Origin of the sequence: Klebsiella sp. I138 (genome assembly GCF_051131765.1) — a bacterium.
Classification (GTDB): Bacteria; Pseudomonadota; Gammaproteobacteria; order Enterobacterales; family Enterobacteriaceae; genus Klebsiella.
Window position 1 is genome coordinate 478258 of record NZ_CP180447.1, and the last position, 20377, is coordinate 498634.

General features: G+C 39.2%; 15 protein-coding genes. 14 read left to right on the forward strand and 1 reads right to left on the reverse strand.

What is annotated here, in order from left to right; genetic code table 11:
* The 14 genes from ACMYSK_RS02125 to ugd all read left to right on the forward strand — a co-directional run bounded on the left by ACMYSK_RS02125 (position 1) and on the right by ugd (position 18341).
* A complete protein-coding gene (locus tag ACMYSK_RS02125) occupies positions 1–435 on the forward strand; it encodes a protein tyrosine phosphatase (RefSeq protein ID WP_434639863.1) in 435 nt (144 codons plus the stop codon).
* A gap of 17 nt (positions 436–452) precedes the next feature.
* Complete coding sequence (locus ACMYSK_RS02130) at positions 453–2618, forward strand: polysaccharide biosynthesis tyrosine autokinase (RefSeq protein WP_434639865.1); 2166 nt, start codon at positions 453–455, stop codon at positions 2616–2618.
* Positions 2619–2710: 92 nt separating this feature from the next.
* Positions 2711–4138, forward strand: a complete 1428-nt coding sequence (gene wbaP, locus ACMYSK_RS02135) for an undecaprenyl-phosphate galactose phosphotransferase WbaP (RefSeq protein WP_434639866.1) — start codon at positions 2711–2713, stop codon at positions 4136–4138.
* Positions 4139–4169: 31 nt separating this feature from the next.
* The gene (locus ACMYSK_RS02140; RefSeq protein WP_434639867.1) at positions 4170–5402 is read left to right on the forward strand and encodes an O-antigen ligase family protein; all 1233 of its coding nucleotides are present in this window, start codon (positions 4170–4172) and stop codon (positions 5400–5402) included.
* Entirely contained in the window at positions 5395–5913 is a 519-nt protein-coding gene (locus ACMYSK_RS02145) for a serine acetyltransferase (protein ID WP_434639869.1), read from the forward strand. The genes ACMYSK_RS02140 and ACMYSK_RS02145 overlap by 8 nt, the downstream gene beginning before the upstream one ends.
* Positions 5906–6769 (forward strand): glycosyltransferase, encoded by an 864-nt coding sequence (locus ACMYSK_RS02150; protein WP_434639871.1) that lies wholly within the window; start codon positions 5906–5908, stop codon positions 6767–6769. Before ACMYSK_RS02145 ends, ACMYSK_RS02150 begins: the two co-directional genes overlap by 8 nt.
* The gene (locus ACMYSK_RS02155) at positions 6766–7908 is read left to right on the forward strand and encodes a glycosyltransferase family 4 protein (protein ID WP_434639873.1); all 1143 of its coding nucleotides are present in this window, start codon (positions 6766–6768) and stop codon (positions 7906–7908) included. The genes ACMYSK_RS02150 and ACMYSK_RS02155 overlap by 4 nt, the downstream gene beginning before the upstream one ends.
* A 74-nt stretch (positions 7909–7982) precedes the next feature.
* On the forward strand, positions 7983–9179 hold the full coding sequence (locus tag ACMYSK_RS02160) for a glycoside hydrolase family 39 (protein WP_434639875.1): 1197 nt from the start codon (positions 7983–7985) through the stop codon (positions 9177–9179).
* 150 nt (positions 9180–9329) lie between these two features.
* A complete protein-coding gene (locus ACMYSK_RS02165; RefSeq protein ID WP_434639877.1) occupies positions 9330–10481 on the forward strand; it encodes a glycosyltransferase family 4 protein in 1152 nt (383 codons plus the stop codon).
* 526 nt (positions 10482–11007) lie between these two features.
* The gene (locus ACMYSK_RS02170) at positions 11008–12267 is read left to right on the forward strand and encodes an oligosaccharide flippase family protein (RefSeq protein WP_434639878.1); all 1260 of its coding nucleotides are present in this window, start codon (positions 11008–11010) and stop codon (positions 12265–12267) included.
* 227 nt (positions 12268–12494) lie between these two features.
* The gene (gene gndA, locus ACMYSK_RS02175) at positions 12495–13901 is read left to right on the forward strand and encodes an NADP-dependent phosphogluconate dehydrogenase (RefSeq protein WP_064359049.1); all 1407 of its coding nucleotides are present in this window, start codon (positions 12495–12497) and stop codon (positions 13899–13901) included.
* 305 nt (positions 13902–14206) lie between these two features.
* A complete protein-coding gene (locus ACMYSK_RS02180) occupies positions 14207–15622 on the forward strand; it encodes a mannose-1-phosphate guanylyltransferase/mannose-6-phosphate isomerase (protein WP_434639881.1) in 1416 nt (471 codons plus the stop codon).
* Between the two features lie 20 nt (positions 15623–15642).
* Positions 15643–17013, forward strand: coding sequence for an O9 family phosphomannomutase RfbK (gene rfbK / locus ACMYSK_RS02185; protein ID WP_434639882.1), 1371 nt, complete (start codon positions 15643–15645; stop codon positions 17011–17013).
* A 161-nt stretch (positions 17014–17174) separates the two neighbouring features.
* A complete protein-coding gene (ugd, locus tag ACMYSK_RS02190) occupies positions 17175–18341 on the forward strand; it encodes a UDP-glucose 6-dehydrogenase (RefSeq protein WP_434639884.1) in 1167 nt (388 codons plus the stop codon).
* Between the two features lie 411 nt (positions 18342–18752).
* Here ugd and ACMYSK_RS02195 read toward each other — a convergent pair whose 3' ends face one another.
* Positions 18753–19757, reverse strand: a complete 1005-nt coding sequence (locus ACMYSK_RS02195) for an NAD-dependent epimerase (protein WP_434639886.1) — start codon at positions 19755–19757, stop codon at positions 18753–18755.
* Between the last annotated feature and the right edge of the window lie 620 nt (positions 19758–20377).

A 20377-nucleotide genomic window follows, 5' to 3' on the forward strand; every position in this document is an offset into this window, starting at 1 on the left:
ATGTTTGATTCAATTTTAGTTGTTTGCACAGGAAATATTTGCCGATCACCAATCGGTGAACGTTTATTACGACAGCTACTGCCAAATAAAAGGGTTGATTCTGCTGGAGTAGGAGCATTAGTTAATCATCCTGCTGATGAATCTGCAATTAGGATTGCCAAAAAATATGGACTTTCGCTTGAAGGGCACAGGGGAGTAAAATTCACCTCAACACTAGGGCGAAAGTATGATCTGTTACTAGTAATGGAACAGAGTCATTTGGAACAGATTAGCCGCATAGCACCAGAAGTTCGTGGAAAAACAATGCTATTTGGACACTGGCTTGATGGAAAAGAGATTCCAGATCCGTATCGCAAAAGTGATGAGGCATTTGACTCGGTATATCAGTTGCTTGACCAAGCTAGCAAGCGCTGGGCTGATAAATTAGGCGAATAAATTTCAGGAAATTTTGCATGACTTCAGTCACAAATAACAAATCGGCTATGCCGGAATCGGATGAGATAGATCTAGGGCGTCTTATCGGTGAGTTAATTGATCACCGCAAACTCATTATTTCCATTACATCTGTGGTAACTCTGTGTGCGTTACTATATACGCTGCTCGCGACACCAATCTATCAAACAGATGCATTGATTCAGATCGAACAAAAGCAAGGAAATGCAATATTAAGTAGTCTTAGCCAAGTGTTACCGGATGGGCAACCGCAGTCGGCTCCAGAAACAACATTATTACAATCAAGAATGATTTTGGGAAAAACCGTAGATGATCTAAACCTTCAAGTTCAGGTTAAACAAAAATATTTCCCTCTGATTGGTCGTGGAATAGCGCGGTTAATGGGGGAGAAAACAGGGCGTATCGAGGTTGGCCGTCTATACTTACCTGGTAGTGATGAAGGGAGTAGCAATGCACCTAGTATCATTGTGACGGTTAAGGATCAACATCATTATATAGTAGAAGGCGAAGACTTCACTGCTGACGGGGTTGTAGGTACACTTCTTAATGAACATGGAATCTCTCTGCTGATTAATGAAATCAATGCTAATGCAGGAGATCGATTCACCGTAACACAGTTACCCCGCTTGAAGGCAATTTCTGACCTTTTGGGTACTTTTAGTGTTGCGGATCTTGGAAAAGATACCGGTATGCTAACTTTGACTCTTACCGGTGATAACCCAAAGTTGATTTCTCATATTCTGGATAGCATTAGTCAAAACTATCTTGCTCAAAACATAGACAGGCAAGCCGCTCAGGATGCAAAAAGTCTGGATTTTTTAAATCAACAGTTACCAAAGGTACGCGCCGAATTAGACTCTGCAGAAGATAAATTAAATGCTTACCGTAAGCAAAAAGACTCTGTCGATTTGAATATGGAGGCGAAATCAGTACTAGATCAAATAGTTAATGTTGATAATCAATTAAATGAATTAACATTCCGAGAAGCTGAAGTATCCCAACTGTATACGAAAGAACATCCGACATATAAAGCATTGATGGAGAAGCGGAAGACACTCCAAGAAGAGAAAGCTAAGCTTAATAAGCGCGTAAGCAGTATGCCTTCAACTCAACAGGAAGTGTTACGCTTAAGCCGCGATGTGGAGTCTGGTCGGGCAGTATATCTGCAATTGTTAAATCGGCAACAAGAACTAAATATTGCTAAGTCGAGTGCAATTGGAAACGTAAGAATTATTGATAATGCAGTAACTGATCCTATTCCAGTTAGACCTAAGAAAGTACTAATTATCATTATTGGAGTTTTTTTAGGGTTATTTATATCAGTAGGTTTAGTATTACTGCGTGTATTCCTTCGCCGCGGCATTGAATCACCCGAGCAGTTGGAAGAAATTGGGATTAATGTGTATGCAAGCGTACCAATATCTGAATGGTTGGCAAAAAATCCGCGACAATCTAGCAAGCTGCGGAAAAATGAATCGGATACATTATTGGCCGTTGATAATCCAGCTGATCTAGCCGTTGAGGCTATTCGTGGTCTACGTACTAGCCTACACTTTGCGATGATGGAAGCTAAAAATAATGTCCTGATGATATCAGGCGCTAGCCCAAGTGCGGGTAAAACTTTCATCAGTAGCAATTTGGCTGCGACTATTGCCATTGCAGGGAAAAAAGTATTATTTATTGACGCAGACCTACGTAAAGGGTACGCGCATAAAATGTTTGGACACAAGAGTGATAAAGGACTATCCGAGTATTTATCAGGGCAAGCATCCCCAGATATGGTTATTGAGAAAGTCACCGGTGGGGAGTTTGATTACATCGGTCGTGGGCAAATCCCCCCAAATCCTGCTGAATTGCTTATGCATCCTCGTTTTGAGCAATTGCTTAGCTGGGCTTCTCAGCACTATGATTTAGTTATTATTGATACCCCTCCAATCTTGGCTGTCACAGACGCAGCAATTATTGGGCGCTATGCTGGTACATGTTTGCTAGTTGCTCGATTTGAAAAAAATACAGCAAAAGAAATAGATGTCAGTATGCGGCGCTTCGAACAAAGCGGTGTAATAGTGAAAGGGTGTATTCTAAATGGAGTAGTAAAAAAAGCTAGTAGCTATTATGGTTATGGTTACAATCACTATGGCTATTCTTATTCTGATAAAGAATAACTTAAATAAATACTGGACTCCGCTAACATGGAGTCCAGTTAAATATCTTTTTCCATTTATTATAATTAACTATCCATATCTGCGAGGATATCATGACGCATTTGGCAAGAAATGTTAGCTGTAGTATTGCGCTAGCATTAGCAGATTTTATTAGTATAACGCTATCGCTATATTTAGCTTTAGGAGTACTTTCAGTCACGTTAGAACATTTTGACCAAAGAGTTCCTGAAGATCAAATCGACGGATGGATTGGTTTGCACTGGTTATTGGGGATTTGTTGTGTTGCTTGGTACGGCATAAGACTGAGGCACTATTTTTACCGTAAAACGTTTTGGTTCGAATTAAAGGAAATTTTGCGGACGTTAGTTATATTTGCTGTCATTGAAATTGCTGTAATTGCATTTGCAAAGTGGTATTTCTCACGTTATGTTTGGTTGATGACATGGGTTTTTGCTGCAGCATTAGTACCTTTGTTCAGAATATCTATAAAATACATTTTAAATAAACTAGGTATTTGGATGAGAACTACTTGGATTATAGGTAGTGAAAAAAATGCGCGAGAGGCTTATAAAGCAATAAATAGTGAGAATAACCTAGGTTTGAAGATTGTTGGTTTCATTAGTGCTGAGGGCGATACTAATAATGATGCTACTATTGATGGGATTCAAGTCGTTCAAGCAAATAAAAAATGGTTATCTACTATTGATAGACATACACAATTTATTGTTGCTGTAGAAACACATCAGAGTGATATACGTAATAGTTGGTTGCGCGAGTTTATGATCCGTGGGTATCGCTACGTGTCGGTAATACCTACATTGCGTGGTATGCCTCTTGATAGTACAGATATGTCATTTATATTCAGCCATGAGGTGATGATTTTTCGAGTACAACAAAACCTAGCTAAATGGTCATCTCGCTGTATTAAAAGAGCGTTTGATATTTTTGGTTCATTGTTTATTATTATAGCGCTCTCACCTCTATTAATTTATATTAGCTACAAAGTAAAAAAAGACAATGGTCCCGCAATTTATGGCCACGAGCGTGTAGGAAAGGATGGGAAACCATTTAAGTGTTTAAAATTTAGATCAATGGTTATAAATTCAAAGGAAGTGCTTGAAGAGTTACTGGAAAATAACCCAGAAGCTAAAGCTGAATGGGATGCTACCTTCAAATTAAAAGAAGATCCCCGGATTACAAAAATTGGTCAATTCTTGCGGCGCACTAGCTTAGATGAATTGCCACAGTTGTTTAATGTACTTAAAGGTGAAATGAGTCTCGTCGGACCTCGGCCGATTATTACAGCTGAACTAGAGCGTTACAATGATGAAGTCGATTATTATCTTTTAAGCAAACCGGGCATGACTGGATTGTGGCAGGTAAGTGGGCGTAGTGATGTTGATTATGATACGCGTGTATATTTAGACGCTTGGTATGTGAAGAATTGGTCAATGTGGAATGATATAGCTATCTTGTTTAAAACTATTAGTGTAGTGCTTAAGAAAGATGGTGCTTATTGATTATAATTAATTTCTTTTAAAGGAAATTCTAGTGAGGACTCTTTCAAAGGCAGTGATATTACTATCATTGATTTTTTCTGTCACAAACTATGTGCCAGTAAGTGTTATGGTCTTATTATTAACCCCACTTGCAATTGTGGGGATTTTTTACAGGAGTGATTTTTTAAAATTCAAAAAAATTGAGTTGTATCTATTGTTATTGTATAGCTATGTGATAGTTTCTGCCATAGTATATAATTCAGATTCCTTCTTGGAGTTTGATTTTTATAGAAAAGATGGGAATTTTTTGATTAGTTATCTAATATTATTAGTCTTTATATTTTTCCCATTAAATATTGATATTGATATTGATAAGTGGCTAAAACGTTCATTTATTATATTTTCCATTGCTTCCTGTATTGCATTTTTAATCATGCCTAAAGAAGTTCCTGAAGAAGGCGGTGCAACAGTCCATCACTTTTTCTTTTTATCGCATAATGCAGCAGGCGGTTTCTATTCAGTCATCGGCGCAATGGCATTAGGAATGTTTATACACAACAAGAATAAGTTGTATTTATTTTATGCATTACTTTTTGTCTTTTTCTTATACATGACAAATTCAAGGGGTAGTATCTTAGCAATAATAGCTGCATTTGGATATTCTTTAATAAAGTTTAAAAAGCCAATTTTTATATTTGTTTTATTCTTGGCTATTCAGTTCTTCATTGTGTATGAAACATATCCCACTTGGGTGGCGATGGGGAAACTTATGTCAGAGAATGCAAATTATACAGTGTCAAATGTTGCTGCTGGGATGAACTTCCAAAGGGTTGGAACATTTATAGATCGGTTATACTATTTATGGCCAAGGGCACTTGATAATTTTATTCATTCTCCCATTGTGGGCTTAGGGTTTGGTAGTTATGATGATTTATATTATAGATATAGTGATGTAATACCTCATTTATTTTCAGTTAAGGATGGTGCTTTTATTAGACACTCTGAAGCCCATGCACACAACTCTACGTTTACAATATTGGCTGAGTTAGGGTTAGTTGGGTATTCTTTGTTTGTTCTGCTTTTTAATGAAATTAATAAAAAAATAATATCATTAAAAGACAAGGAGCCGGGGATATTCATGGCTTTAAGTTTGGCATTTTGGACTTGCGTTTTTTCATCAGCGACAGAACACCGCATAACAACTCCTTCACAAATGATACCTTTCTTTATTTTGTTTGGTATTTGTTACTTGAAATTTTTTGGGAGAGGAAAAAAATATGATTGAATGGGTTACTATGTTTTTCAAGGAAATAAGAATTCAACCAGTATTAAGAAGTAGGGTAATAATATTCCTTTATCGGCTATCATCGGTTTTTTTTAGCCCTTCAAAAAATCCATTGAAATATTTTTTCATAACATTTGTGTTTTTATATTATTTTATTGTTGAGTTTTTGTGGGGGGTGGAAATTAAGCCTAAAACGAAAATCGGTTGGGGGGTAAAAATTTTCCATCCAATGGGGATTATCATTAATCCTGGGTCAGTATTAGGATGTGGTGTTGTACTGAGACATGGAGTTACGATCGGGAATAAATATAATAAAAAAAATGGTAAAGAGACAAAATGTCCGATAATTGAGGATAACGTCGATTTTGGTGCTTATGCGTGTGTCATAGGTGAAATAAGAGTTGGTGAAGACTCAACTATCGGTGCTATGAGTTACGTGGATTTTAACGTAGAGCCCTCTTCTGTCATCGCGTCTCATAGAGGTATTATATTAAGGAAAAAGCATGACTAATACAATTAGCGTATATATACCGACGCATAATAGACCGGTTATGTTAGCAAGAGCTTTGGAATCATTACTGTCTCAAACATATAAAAACTTTCAAGTGTTAGTATGTAATGATGGGTCATCTAAATCCTATAAAGAGGTTATAGAGAATTATAGAGATTTGTTTTGTGATTTTAAATATATAGAAAACCCATCTCCAATGGGAGCTTGCTTTTCCAGGAATAAATTAATTGAAATTGCTGATGGTGAGTATATAACAGGATTAGATGATGATGATGAATATCTTCCTACAAGGCTTGAGGATTTTGTTACATCAACGTATCTAGAGAAATATGCTTATCTGAGTGCAGGTCATATCACTAAAACATCACAAGGAAAATTTAAACAAAAAATTGATGAGCGGGTTATAACACTCGATGCTTTATTGTCAAAAAATATAGTCGGGAATCAAGTTTTCACTAAAACTGTTTTTTTGAAAAAGAGCGGAGGATTTGATGAAAAATTGCCTGCTTGGCAAGATTATGATGCTTGGGTAAATCTAACGCAAAAAATTGGAAATGGGTTTCGCTTAGAAAAATACAATTATCAATGGAACACGGATCATGAAGAGGGAAGAATTAGTAACTCATTAAAAGCTGAGCTAGGGTATGAACTATTTATTAAAAAACACAAAGATATATTATCAAAAGAAAATCTTAAAAGTCTTTTTATACAAGACAAGATAAATAGGAATGTTGATATTGGCTTTGGCGATATTATTAATAATTTCAGTGTCTCTATTTTGGCTTCGGTGTGTAAATATAAACTTAAACAAAAATTTCCAGATATAAAGGAAAAGATATATAAGGCATCGAAATGAAAGTATTGCATATCTCGGATAGTTATGAAGGTGGTGGTGCTGAGGCGGTTTTAAGAGATACAATAAAAGTTTGTGAAGAGTTAGGCTATCAGAATAATATTTTTGTTTCAGATAAAAAAACGAATTTAATATCTTATGTTTTTTCTATTAAAAATTATAAGCAGTTATTAAAGAAGCTTAACGAATTTAAACCGGCCATTATACATTTACATAATTACTACCATTATCTGTCACCATCAATTTTGTTTGCTATAAAAAAATATAAAAAAACAGTACAGTGCAAGGTTATATTTACAGCTCATGATTATCATATTATATGCCCCAATAGCGGATTTCAATATTTTAAAAATGATAAAAGATATAACTTTGATTGCAAGGTAAATAATATAAATTTATTATGTCGATTTGATCATAGGACTATTTATCATTCATTACTTAAAGTGATGCAGCATTTGCTTTGTTATAAAGTTTTAAAATTAAGAGATGTTTTCGATGTCATCATTTCACCTAGTGAATTTTTAAAAAATACATTTATTAATTACGGAGTGATTCAACCAATAACAGTTATTAGGAATCCTGTTGCCATAACTAAGTCTGAGCGAAAATATTTATTAGAAGATAATTGTATCCATATGGTCTTTGTTGGACGCATAACTCCTGAGAAGGGACTTGCTGAGTTTATAAATAAAATTAATAAAGAGACTAAAGAACATATGCATCTTCATATATATGGTTCAGGGGAATCTTTAGAAATGATCAAGTCATTGCAATGTAGGAAATATTTCACCATTAGTTTTCATGGGTTTATTGACAGAAGTTCGCTTATCTCGGAAATATCAAAATATCATATTTTCGTACTACCCTCTATCTGGTTCGAAAACGCACCAATATCAATAATTGAGGCGACTGCTGCAGGTCTCCCCATTTTAGTACCTAACTATGGGGGATTAGCTGAAATTGCAAAAGAAACATTACTTCATTATGAATTTGATTATGAAAAAGATAATATTTCTGAACTTATTAAACAAGCTTCGTTGTTGAAGGGTAACAACAAATTGATTCATCCAGAAAATTTTTCTTATACGACATATAAATTAAGTATAAACAGCTTATATACTGACAATAAATTCGTAGATTAGTCTATTTTGGAGCTAAGTGAATTATGAGGCATTATATCTTGCTGCTTTTTTTTATATTGCAGATGTTTTGTTTTATGAAACAAGTATCAGCAGTTACATTTAGTGATTTTAACGGTTCAAATGGTATGTCATCTGTTGTACTTCTTAAAGAACAAGGGGTCTCAATAATTCGAATTGATATACCATGGAATGATATAGAGAAAACTAAAGGTGTTTATACATTTACTAAATATGATGATGAAATTTTAGCAGCAAGAAAAGCAGGATTTGATGTCTTACCTGTGCTGGCTTATGTTCCTGAGTGGAATAAACGCATTAAAGGTCAGATCGGCTCACCACCATCTGATTATTCTGCATGGAGAGATTTTGTCGGTGCAACGGTAAAGAGATATCGTGCTACCCCATATAATATCGATTTTTTCCAAATTTGGAATGAACCAACGATGAAGGCCAAGTTTTGGCTTGGGGATAATATTGACTTTATCACCAACGTATATATACCAGCTGCTAAAATTGTTAGGGGTTATAATGGAAAAGTTGTATTTGGTGGTTGGCCGCAATCCAACTCCTTAGATGAGTTTGATCATATACTGGATAAACTAGGCGCCATACAATATACAGATATAATTGATTTTCATTATAGAGATTATAAATCCTACATTAGGTTTTATGATAAATATATCAAGACAAACAAAGCTGAAGGTATTTGGCAAACCGAATTAGGTTACTCATCAAAACCTCAATACCTTTTATCAACATATCTTGGTATTATGAACTGGGCCCTTAATCACAATTGGGTTTCTGCTGATATGTACAAAGTGTTTTGGTATCCTGCTTGGGGGAGTCGTGAAAAAAACTTATATGGATTGGCCACTACACTTAAAGACAGGACTGAGACACTCACTGAAAATGGTAAAGAACTGACATTATTAAACCAAATTTATGGAGCTGGAGCTTTATTGAGTCAAAAAATTAGAAGCAATGTTGAAATTGATCCAGAAGCTAATGATTATATTTTTGGTGTTATGGTTGGTGGGAAAGATGTTGTTATTGCTAACTCACTATCGAATAATAGCCAGAAAACATGGCAATATGAATTTTCGACTGATAGAAAACCAAAGAGTGTAACAATGATTTTAGTTAATGGTGACAAGCATCCACTAAGTTACTCCTACAGTAATGGTACTCTTCAGGTATTTGTTGATGAGAATGATATACATAATTTCCTTGGCAATTTAAAACGGAAAATTTTCTTTATAAAAGTATCATAATCTCGGGTTGTTCCCTTGTGTTATATCGATATTATCTGAAAAAATAAATGCAATAATTGAATTGGTATTATTGGTTTCAAAAAATCTATGCATAATCGTATCATAAGCCTAAAACATAGGCTATGTGGTGTGTGAAATAATGAGGATCTTATGTTGCAAGGTATATCTGAAGATATTAGTGTTGGTCTTGTTGCTGATTGGTTAGTCACGTATGCAGGATCAGAGAAAGTCATTGCTGAATTTATCAATATATTCCCTCAATCTGAACTCTATTCTGTGATAGACTTTCTTTCAGACGAATCACGTGCTCGGTTTATGAATAAAAAAGCCACAACAACGTTTATTCAAAAATTACCTAAAGCGAAAAATAACTATCAACGATATCTACCATTAATGCCATTGGCAATCGAACAATTAGATGTGTCAAAACATGATATTATCCTTTCCAGCAGCCATGCGGTAGCAAAAGGTATTTTGGTTGGCCCTGATCAGTTGCATATCAGCTATGTTCATTCTCCTATCCGCTATGCATGGGATTTACAGCATCAATACCTACGGGAGGCAGGACTTGATAAGGGGCTGAAATCTTATATTGCCCGTTTGTTATTGCACAAAATAAGAATATGGGATTGTCGGACGGTTCATGGCGTAGACCATTTTGTTGCAAACTCACAATTCATTGCAAGAAGAATCAAAAAAGTATATGGACGTGAGGCGGATGTAATCTATCCGCCTGTAGATATAAATAAATTTAAGTTAAATTCTAGTAAAGAGGATTACTATTTTACTGCATCTCGCATGGTGCCGTATAAAAGAATAGATTTAATTGTTGAAGCTTTTTCTGAAATGAGTGATAAAAAACTTGTTGTTATTGGTGATGGCCCTGAGATGCAAAAAATAAAAAGTAAGGCCAAGAAAAATATTGAGATTTTAGGTTACCAATCAGATATGGTAATGCAAGAATATATGCAGAACGCGAAAGCATTTGTTTTCGCGGCGGAAGAGGATTTTGGAATAATACCTGTCGAGGCTCAAGCTTGCGGTACCCCTGTGATTGCTTATGGTAAGGGTGGCGCTCTTGAGACGGTAAGAACTCTTGGTACAGATAATGCCACAGGTTTATTTTTCAAAGAACAATCTGTTAAAGATATTATTGATGCAGTAAATGTGTTTGAACAGAATTGTGATAAATTTATTCCACAAATTTGTAGAAACAATGCCTCAAAATTCTCTGTTGAAAGATTTAACAATGAGATGGGTGATTATGTGAAAAACAAATATGATCTTTTTAAGCAAAGATAGATACAAGAAAGGATTATATTATGATGTTGTTGTAACGTATTTATTATCTGATAACTCAGCGTTGTGTATGAGCTTAAAGATTTAATGACAATTAATTTCCGTCAGTTCATCATTTGTCATAATGGATCTTGATTTATAATCACTTGTGAAAATGTAAAAATATATTCAGTCATTTTTGATAAATTGATGCATATTTTCTCATTTTTATTAATTCCAAGTTTCTTGGATTTTGTTTTTATTCGATGTAATTTGAGCATTCACTTATATGGAGTGCTCATTTTGTTTAAAGTTAATGGTTGTTGTGTTGGTAATTTGAATGGTGCATAAAATATAAGACCTATGATCCTAAATTAACATATTCTGATTTGTACATAGGTTGTTCTAATTGACATTCAATTCTGAAGAAAATAATTATGAGTTGTATAATTCAAAAATATTAAATGTTTGTTTTTTGCGATCTATGAGGAAGTCTCATTTGTTTAGATCTAAACCCCAAGATCACTTATTGTATTAGTTAAGGATAGTAATGAAAAAAAATAGTATCACCAATGCAATTTGGATGGTGTCTGAAAAACTTGTTACTTTATTTGGTTTGTTTTTCGTAACATCTTTCGTTGCTAAATATATTGGGCCTTCACGATTTGGACAACTGGCTTTGGCCATAGCTATATTTCAGGTAATTCAAGTTATAGCCCAATTAGGGTGCGATAATATAATTTTTAAACGTGTTTCAGAAAAAGTGACTTCAGGGTTGAAGTTAATATATTCTACTTTTCTTATTCGCGGTGGAATATACTTCCTATTCTCAATGGTTGTCTTGTTAGCTTTTTATAGTAAAAGTGATTTTATTAATTACATTTTTTTGATTTCTGTTTGTATTGCTTGTTTTTTCACATCCATGGATGTGTTTACTATATATAATGATGCAACATTGAACTCTAAGTTCAACACTATTGCTAATGTGTTGGGACTAATTGTTGGTTTGGTTTTACGCTATGCTATCGCCTTTTTTGAGTTGCCTGTTTATTTCTTATCAATTCCTATAATACTAACAACCTTGATTCCATTCCTGATAAGGCTTGCTTATACACCTAAAGTTACTTTTATAAAATCGAAAGATAAATGGCGTTATAATAAATACCTTTTCTCTACTGGAATACCATTGGTGATTTCTACGGTATCAATGACTATTTATTCAAGAGTTAATCAGTTTTCACTTTCCTATCTTAAAGGGAGTTACGAACTGGGGATTTATTCGGTAGCATTAACATTAGGGACTGCTTGGGTTTTCATAGGAAATGCTCTTGCAATATCTTATCTCTCAAAAATATATGCTGAGAAGAATGAACTGCTCGCATTAAATAAAACATCTGGTTTACTGTCTGGTGTTTTTATATTGCTATCAGTATTCCCTTTGTTTTTTTATTTTTTTGGTGAGAAAGTAATTGTAACACTATATGGTGAGAAATATATTGGTTCTTACGAAATTATAATAATCTTGTGTATTTCAACAATAATCACTGCCCTGGGATTCATATCTAATAGATACATTGTCAAACTGTCTGGGTATAGATATTTATCCAAAAAAACATTCATTGTGTTGACTTTAAGTATTCCTATTTCAACTGCTTTAGTTTATTTCTACGGTGTGTTTGGCGCTGCTTACAGTGTTTTGATAGTAGAGTTTTTATCTCTAACCATAATGAATTATTTTTTTCGTAATGGAATAATTCTAAAATTACATCTTGCTGCATTTAACTTGCGGAATATATCTACATTGAAATAGTTCTAGTTGAGTATCGATGTTATCCTTTAATCCGCTATTTTTTGCTCTAAAATACGGAATGCTTTTAATTGTTATAGTAGAGTGCACTTTTGTTTTTTATAAATAAAAAATCATTAATGTTATTTTTTCATTCGTTATTTATTTTTATACCTTTTTTTTGCATTTAATGTAAAATAAAGCAGTTTTGAATTTGTCTTAGCGAGCACACAAAACAGGAGTATGTAATAATGTCCAAGCAACAGATCGGGGTTGTCGGTATGGCAGTGATGGGGCGCAACCTTGCGCTCAACATCGAAAGCCGTGGTTATACCGTCTCTGTTTTCAACCGCTCCCGTGAAAAGACCGAAGAAGTGATTGCCGAGAATCCGGGCAAGAAACTGGTCCCACATTATACCGTTAAAGAGTTTGTTGAATCCCTGGAAACTCCACGCCGCATCCTGTTGATGGTGAAAGCAGGCGCTGGAACTGATAGCGCGATCGATTCTCTTAAGCCATATCTGGACAAAGGCGATATCATTATTGATGGTGGTAACACCTTCTTCCAGGATACTATTCGTCGCAACCGCGAATTGTCTGCTGAAGGTTTTAACTTCATTGGTACCGGTGTTTCTGGTGGGGAAGAGGGCGCACTGAAAGGCCCGTCTATCATGCCTGGTGGGCAGAAAGAAGCTTATGAGCTGGTAGCGCCAATTCTTGAGCAGATCGCTGCTCGTGCTGAAGACGGTGAACCTTGTGTCGCCTATATTGGTGCTGACGGTGCGGGTCACTATGTGAAGATGGTGCATAACGGCATCGAGTATGGCGATATGCAGCTTATCGCTGAAGCATACTCTTTACTGAAAGGTGGTCTGGCGCTTTCTAATGAAGAACTGGCAACAACCTTTACCGAGTGGAACGAAGGTGAGCTCAGTAGCTACCTGATTGATATCACCAAAGACATCTTCACTAAAAAAGATGAAGAAGGTAAATATCTGGTTGATGTGATTCTTGATGAAGCAGCCAACAAAGGTACCGGTAAATGGACCAGCCAGAGCTCACTCGATCTGGGTGAACCGCTGTCCCTGATCACCGAATCTGTCTTTGCACGCTATATCTCTTCGCTGAAGGACCAGCGTGTTGCAGCGTCTAAAGTCCTGACGGGGCCAAAATCTCAACCGGCTGGTGACAAAGCCGAGTTTGTAGAGAAAGTTCGTCGCGCTCTATATCTGGGCAAGATCGTTTCTTATGCTCAAGGTTTCTCCCAGCTGCGTGCTGCATCGGACGAATACAACTGGGATCTGAACTACGGTGAGATTGCCAAAATCTTCCGTGCTGGTTGTATTATTCGAGCGCAATTCCTGCAGAAGATTACTGATGCTTACGAGCAGAATGCGGGTATCGCCAATCTGCTGCTGGCGCCGTACTTTAAACAGATCGCTGATGAATATCAACAGGCATTGCGTGATGTAGTGGCTTATGCTGTTCAGAATGGCATCCCAGTTCCGACATTCTCTGCTGCCATTGCCTACTACGACAGCTATCGCTCAGCAGTCCTTCCGGCCAATCTTATTCAGGCTCAGCGTGATTATTTTGGTGCTCATACTTATAAACGCACTGATAAAGAGGGCGTTTTCCACACTGAGTGGTTAGACTAACCTTTTTTTATAGTCGGGTCATATGGCCCGATTATTTATTATGTCGTTTGCAATCATTTATTTGATGTATTTTCTCACGCTAAATTTTTAATCTCATTTTCTTGTGTTAAATCAATATTCATTTTTTTATTTACAACATTAAATATTTGATATTTGATATTTGATATTTGATATTTGATATTTGATATTTGATATTTGATATTTGATATTTGATATTTGATATGCATATGCCTATATTCGTCTGCTTTTGACTTCGGTAACGTGCTGGGTGTTTAATAATAGGGTTTTAATTAAAGGATATTAATATGCTGCTTCCTGTGATTATGGCTGGCGGGACTGGTAGTCGTCTTTGGCCAATGTCTCGTGAACTTTATCCAAAACAGTTTTTAAAACTGTATGGGCAAAACTCAATGCTGCAGGAAACTATTTTTCGACTCTCTGGACTTGAAATTCAAGAGCCGATGGTCGTCTGTAATGAAGAACATCGATTTTTGGTAGCGGAACAACTGCGTCAGATTAATAAATTATCACAAAATATCCTACTTGAACCTGTAGGACGTAATACAGCCCCCGCAATTGCTTTGGCTGCATTGCAAGCGACGCAAAATGGTGATGATCCGCTGATGCTAGTTCTTGCTGCTGATCATATCATTAGTAACCAATCTGTTTTCCATAGTGCTGTAAGGGTTGCTGAGCAGTATGCCCAGATGGGGCACTTGGTCACCTTCGGTATTGTCCCAAATACACCAGAAACTGGTTATGGTTACATTCAACGTGGTGTAGCTCTGACAGATGAAGAGCACTCACCTTATCAGGTGGCCCGATTTGTCGAGAAACCCGATCGCGAGCGGGCGGAAGCTTATCTTGCTTCTGGCGATTATTATTGGAACAGCGGTATGTTTATGTTCCGGGCGAAAAAATATCTATCAGAACTGGGGAAATTTCGACCAGATATTCTTGAAGTCTGTCAGGCCTCAATTAGCGCGGCTGACAGTGGTAACGACTTTATTAATATTCCGCATGACATTTTCAGCACCTGTCCAGATGAGTCTGTCGATTATGCGGTCATGGAAATGACAACTGATGCTGTGGTTGTCGGTCTTGATGCAGACTGGAGTGATGTCGGCTCCTGGTCTGCTCTGTGGGATGTTAGTCCTAAAGATGTGCAAGGAAATGTACTGAGTGGGGATACTTGGGTACATAACAGCGAAAACTGCTATATCAACAGTGACGAAAAATTAGTAGCGGCAATTGGTGTGGACAACCTGGTCATTGTCAGTACCAAGGATGCGGTACTCGTAATGAATAAAGACCGCTCTCAGGATGTTAAGAGGGTGGTAGAATTCCTGAAACAGAATCAGCGCAGCGAATACAAGCGCCACCGAGAAATATACCGCCCGTGGGGGCGTAGTGATGTCGTTGTTCAAACCCCTCGTTTTAACGTCAATCGTATCACGGTGAAACCCGGTGGGGCTTTCTCTATGCAAATGCATCATCACCGTGCGGAACACTGGGTTATTCTCGCTGGTACAGGTCAGGTGACCGTGAATGGGAAACGATTCTTACTGACAGAAAATCAGTCAACCTTTATTCCTATCGGTGCTGAACACTGCTTAGAAAACCCGGGGAGAATTCCTTTGGAAGTGCTGGAAATTCAGTCTGGGTCCTACCTTGGAGAAGACGATATTATCCGTATTAAAGACCAATATGGCCGTTGCTAATTTTTGGGAATATCATATAAATGACACAGTTAACATGCTTTAAGGCTTATGACATCCGTGGTGAACTGGGCGACGAGTTGAACGAGGACATCGCCTACCGTATCGGGCGCGCCTATGGCGAATTTCTGAAACCCGGGAAGGTTGTAGTGGGGGGCGATGTGCGCCTCACCAGCGAGTCGCTGAAGCTGGCTCTGGCCCGGGGGCTGATGGACGCCGGTACTGACGTGCTTGATATCGGCTTGAGCGGCACCGAAGAGATTTACTTTGCCACCTTCCACCTCGGGGTAGACGGCGGGATCGAGGTGACGGCAAGCCACAACCCAATGAACTACAACGGCATGAAGCTGGTGCGCGAGAACGCGAAGCCCATCAGCGGTGACACTGGTCTGTGTGATATCCAACGCCTGGCGGAAGAAAATCAGTTCCCACCGGTCGATGCCAGCCATCGTGGGACGTTGCATCAGGTATCTATCCTGCATGAATATGTGGATCACCTGATGGGTTACGTCAACCTGGAAAAATTTACTCGCCCTCTGAAGTTGGTTGTGAACTCCGGCAATGGAGCCGCTGGGCATGTCATTGATGAAATCGAAAAACGTTTTATCGCGGCAGGTGCACCGGTAACCTTTATCAAGGTACATCATCAGCCTGACGGTAATTTCCCTAATGGTATCCCTAACCCGTTGTTACCAGAGTGCCGACAGGATACTGCTGACGCCGTTCGCCAGCATCAGGCGGATATGGGGATTGCTTTTGATGGCGACTTCGACCGCTGCTTCCTGTTTGATGACGAGGCGTCGTTTATCGAGGGGTACTACATTGTCGGGCTGTTGGCGGAAGCGTTCCTGCAGAAGCAGCCGGGGGCGAAAATCATTCACGACCCGCGCCTGACGTGGAACACGGTGGACATCGTGACCTGCAGCGGTGGTCAGCCGGTGATGTCGAAGACCGGGCATGCGTTCATCAAGGAGCGGATGCGCCAGGAAGACGCCATCTACGGCGGGGAGATGAGTGCGCACCATTACTTCCGCGACTTTGCCTACTGCGACAGCGGGATGATCCCGTGGCTGCTAGTGGCGGAGCTGCTGTGCCTGGAAAACAGCTCGCTGAAGTCGCTGGTGGCGGACCGCCAGGCGGCGTTTCCGGCGTCAGGGGAGATTAACCGCAAGCTGGGTAATGCGGCGGCGGCTATTGCGCGTATCCGCGAACGCTATGAACCAGATGCCGTCAACGTGGATACCACCGACGGTATCAGTATTGAATACCCGGAGTGGCGCTTTAACCTGCGCAGCTCGAATACTGAGCCGGTAGTGCGTCTCAACGTGGAGTCAAAAGCAGATGATGCATTAATGAAGGCTAAAACAGAAGAAATATTAGCTCTACTTAAATAGAACTTATTTTACTTAGAGCTATAGGGCTGATGTGTGGGATTATACATCACCTTATGGCTCTTCCTTGACTTCCTATTTTTCTGAGAGTAAAACCGCCAGAAGTGTTGATTACAGGGTGGCAACTATGCCGCCGTCCAGTTAACTGATTAAAGTGTGATCGAATGAAAATTACTATTTCCGGTACCGGTTATGTTGGTTTATCGAACGGCATCCTGATTGCGCAGAACCACGAAGTGGTCGCGCTGGATATCGTACAATCTAAAGTTGATATGCTGAACCAGAAGATATCGCCGATTGTCGATAAAGAGATTCAGGAATATCTGGCCGAAAAACCGCTGAATTTTCGTGCGACAACTGACAAGCAAGATGCATATCTCAATGCCGACTATGTCATTATCGCCACACCGACTGACTACGATCCAAAAACCAACTACTTCAATACCTCAACGGTTGAAGCTGTTATTCGTGATGTCGCTGAGATTAATCCCAACGCGGTGATGATCATCAAATCGACCATTCCGGTCGGCTTCACCCGTGACATCAAAGAACGTTTGGGTATCGATAATGTCATTTTCTCCCCAGAGTTTCTGCGCGAAGGCCGTGCGCTGTATGACAATTTACACCCTTCCCGTATCGTCATCGGCGAACGTTCTGAACGCGCGGAGCGCTTTGCCAACCTGCTGAAAGAAGGGGCGATTAAGCAAGACATCCCGACGTTGTTTACCGACTCGACTGAAGCGGAAGCAATCAAGCTGTTTGCTAATACCTACCTTGCTCTGCGTGTTGCCTATTTCAACGAACTGGATAGCTACGCAGAAAGCCAGGGCCTTAACAGTAAGCAGATTATTGAAGGCGTGTGCCTGGACCCACGGATCGGAAATCACTATAACAACCCGTCATTCGGCTACGGCGGCTACTGCCTGCCTAAAGATACGAAACAGCTACTGGCAAACTATGAATCGGTTCCGAACAATATCATTGGTGCTATTGTCGATGCGAACCGTACTCGCAAAGACTTTATTGCTGACTCTATCCTTGCGCGTAAACCGAAAGTGGTTGGGGTTTATCGCCTGATCATGAAGAGTGGCTCAGATAACTTCCGCGCTTCTTCTATTCAAGGGATTATGAAGCGCATTAAAGCCAAAGGTATCCCGGTTATTATTTACGAACCGGTAATGCAAGAGGATGAGTTCTTTAATTCTCGCGTGGTTCGCGATCTGGACGCCTTCAAACAAGAAGCCGATGTCATCATTTCCAACCGCATGGCTGAAGAACTGTCTGATGTTGCGGATAAGGTTTATACCCGCGATCTGTTTGGTAACGATTAGTCTTTTCTTATGCTAAGGACCAGCAAGTTTGTCGCTGGTCCTGCCTCATCTTCCTGCAACCCAAAATAGTTATTGCCTCAATTTTATTCGCTTTCATCAACGCTGATCTCTGTAGTGTGATGTAGCCTGTAATTTTACGCTAAACTCGTTGCCTGGTTGAAAGTGGTCGGATATGTTAAATCACACCCTGTGAAGAGCTACCGTCACTGAGATGTAGATGCCGGAGATAAGCGCCGGAAGGGAAAAGAAGCCTGCTATGCAGGCTTTTTTTGTTTTTGTGCCAATGGCGCCTGTCGATTAAAAGGTACAGGGCTTGAACAAAGCGGATGCTTCATTAAAGGCACTAAAAAGTGAGGGGGGGGGTTAAACCGCAACCTGGTGATTGCGGTTCAGAAAGAAAAATGCGACAAATCAGGCGTTATAATATGCCTTGTACCAGTCTACGAAGTTCTTCACCCCGTGTTTGACCGAGGTCTGTGGTTTAAAGCCAACGAGATCATACAGTGGCTTCGTGTCAGCGCTGGTTTCCAGCACATCCCCTGGCTGAATAGGCATCATGTTTTTCTCGGCTTCCATCCCCATCGCTTCTTCCAGCGCAGTAATGTAGTCCATCAGCTCTACCGGCGAGCTATTGCCGATATTGTAGATTCGATAAGGGGCTGAACTGGTGGCCGGTGAGCCATTTTCTACTGTCCATGCCGGGTCTGGCTGCGGAATAACATCCTGCACGCGGACAATCGCTTCTACGATGTCATCGATGTAGGTGAAGTCACGCTTCATTTTACCGTAGTTGTAAACGTCGATGCTCTTACCTTCCAGCATCGCCTTGGTGAATTTAAACAGCGCCATATCCGGGCGTCCCCACGGGCCGTAAACGGTGAAAAAACGCAGGCCGGTAGTGGGAATGCCATACAGATGAGAGTAGGTATGCGCCATCAGCTCATTGGCTTTTTTAGTTGCCGCATACAGTGAAACCGGGTGATCGACAGAATCATCCGTAGAGAACGGCATCTTACGGTTCAGGCCATACACTGAACTGGAAGAGGCATATAACAAATGTTGCACTTTGTTATGTCGGCAGCCTTCCAGAATGTTCAGATAACCGATCAGATTAGCATCAGCATAGGCATGAGGATTTTCCAGCGAATAACGCACGCCAGCCTGTGCTGCCAGGTGGATCACGCGATCAAACTTCTCAGTAGCAAAAATTTGCGCAATACTTTCGCGATCGGCGAGATCGGTTTTGTAAAAGCTAAACTGAGGGGACTGCAGCAGATCCAGGCGAGACTGCTTAAGATTGACATCGTAGTAATCGTTCATGTTGTCGATGCCAACAACCTCGTGACCCGCCTCCAGAAGGCGCTTACTTGCATGAAAGCCGATGAATCCTGCGGCTCCAGTGACTAAAAACTTCATGTTCATCCTCCGGGTTTGTTGTTCCCCGCTATATATATTCGTCGATTTTACACTGGCTTGCCTCAGGGATCATCTGCTTTACCGTTGCAGGATATAAGCGCCGATGTTGATGTCAGTTGTGAACGTTCAGCAGAGGACGGTTCAGGTGACGATTACGATGAATATAGCTCATCGTAAACAATAATCATTATCATTTATTGAATAAGTTAGCGTAATAATAATTCCTGATGTTTTTATGAAAATTAATGCCCGAGAGTCTGGAGTACAGCCACGATCCAGGCATCAGGCTGCTCCTTTCAATATCCTTCCTATATATATATTTTCCGAACATTTCATCTAAACCATTCGGTATTGTTATGTCTATCGTTGTCTTTTCTTTGTTTTTTCATTTAAAATCAATTAGTTGTGAATTATTATATCGATTGTTCAAATAATGTGCCGATAATGTTTAATTTTAACCTGTACTGATTCGTCATGCTTTTTCATTTTTATTCTTACTGAGCAGAGCTATAATGCGCGCGTAATTCATATCCTATACGGATGTGTTATTGAGGAAGATCAACGATCAATTTCGCCAGCATAACCGGTGAGTTGCATAATAGAACCGGGGCGAATCTGCG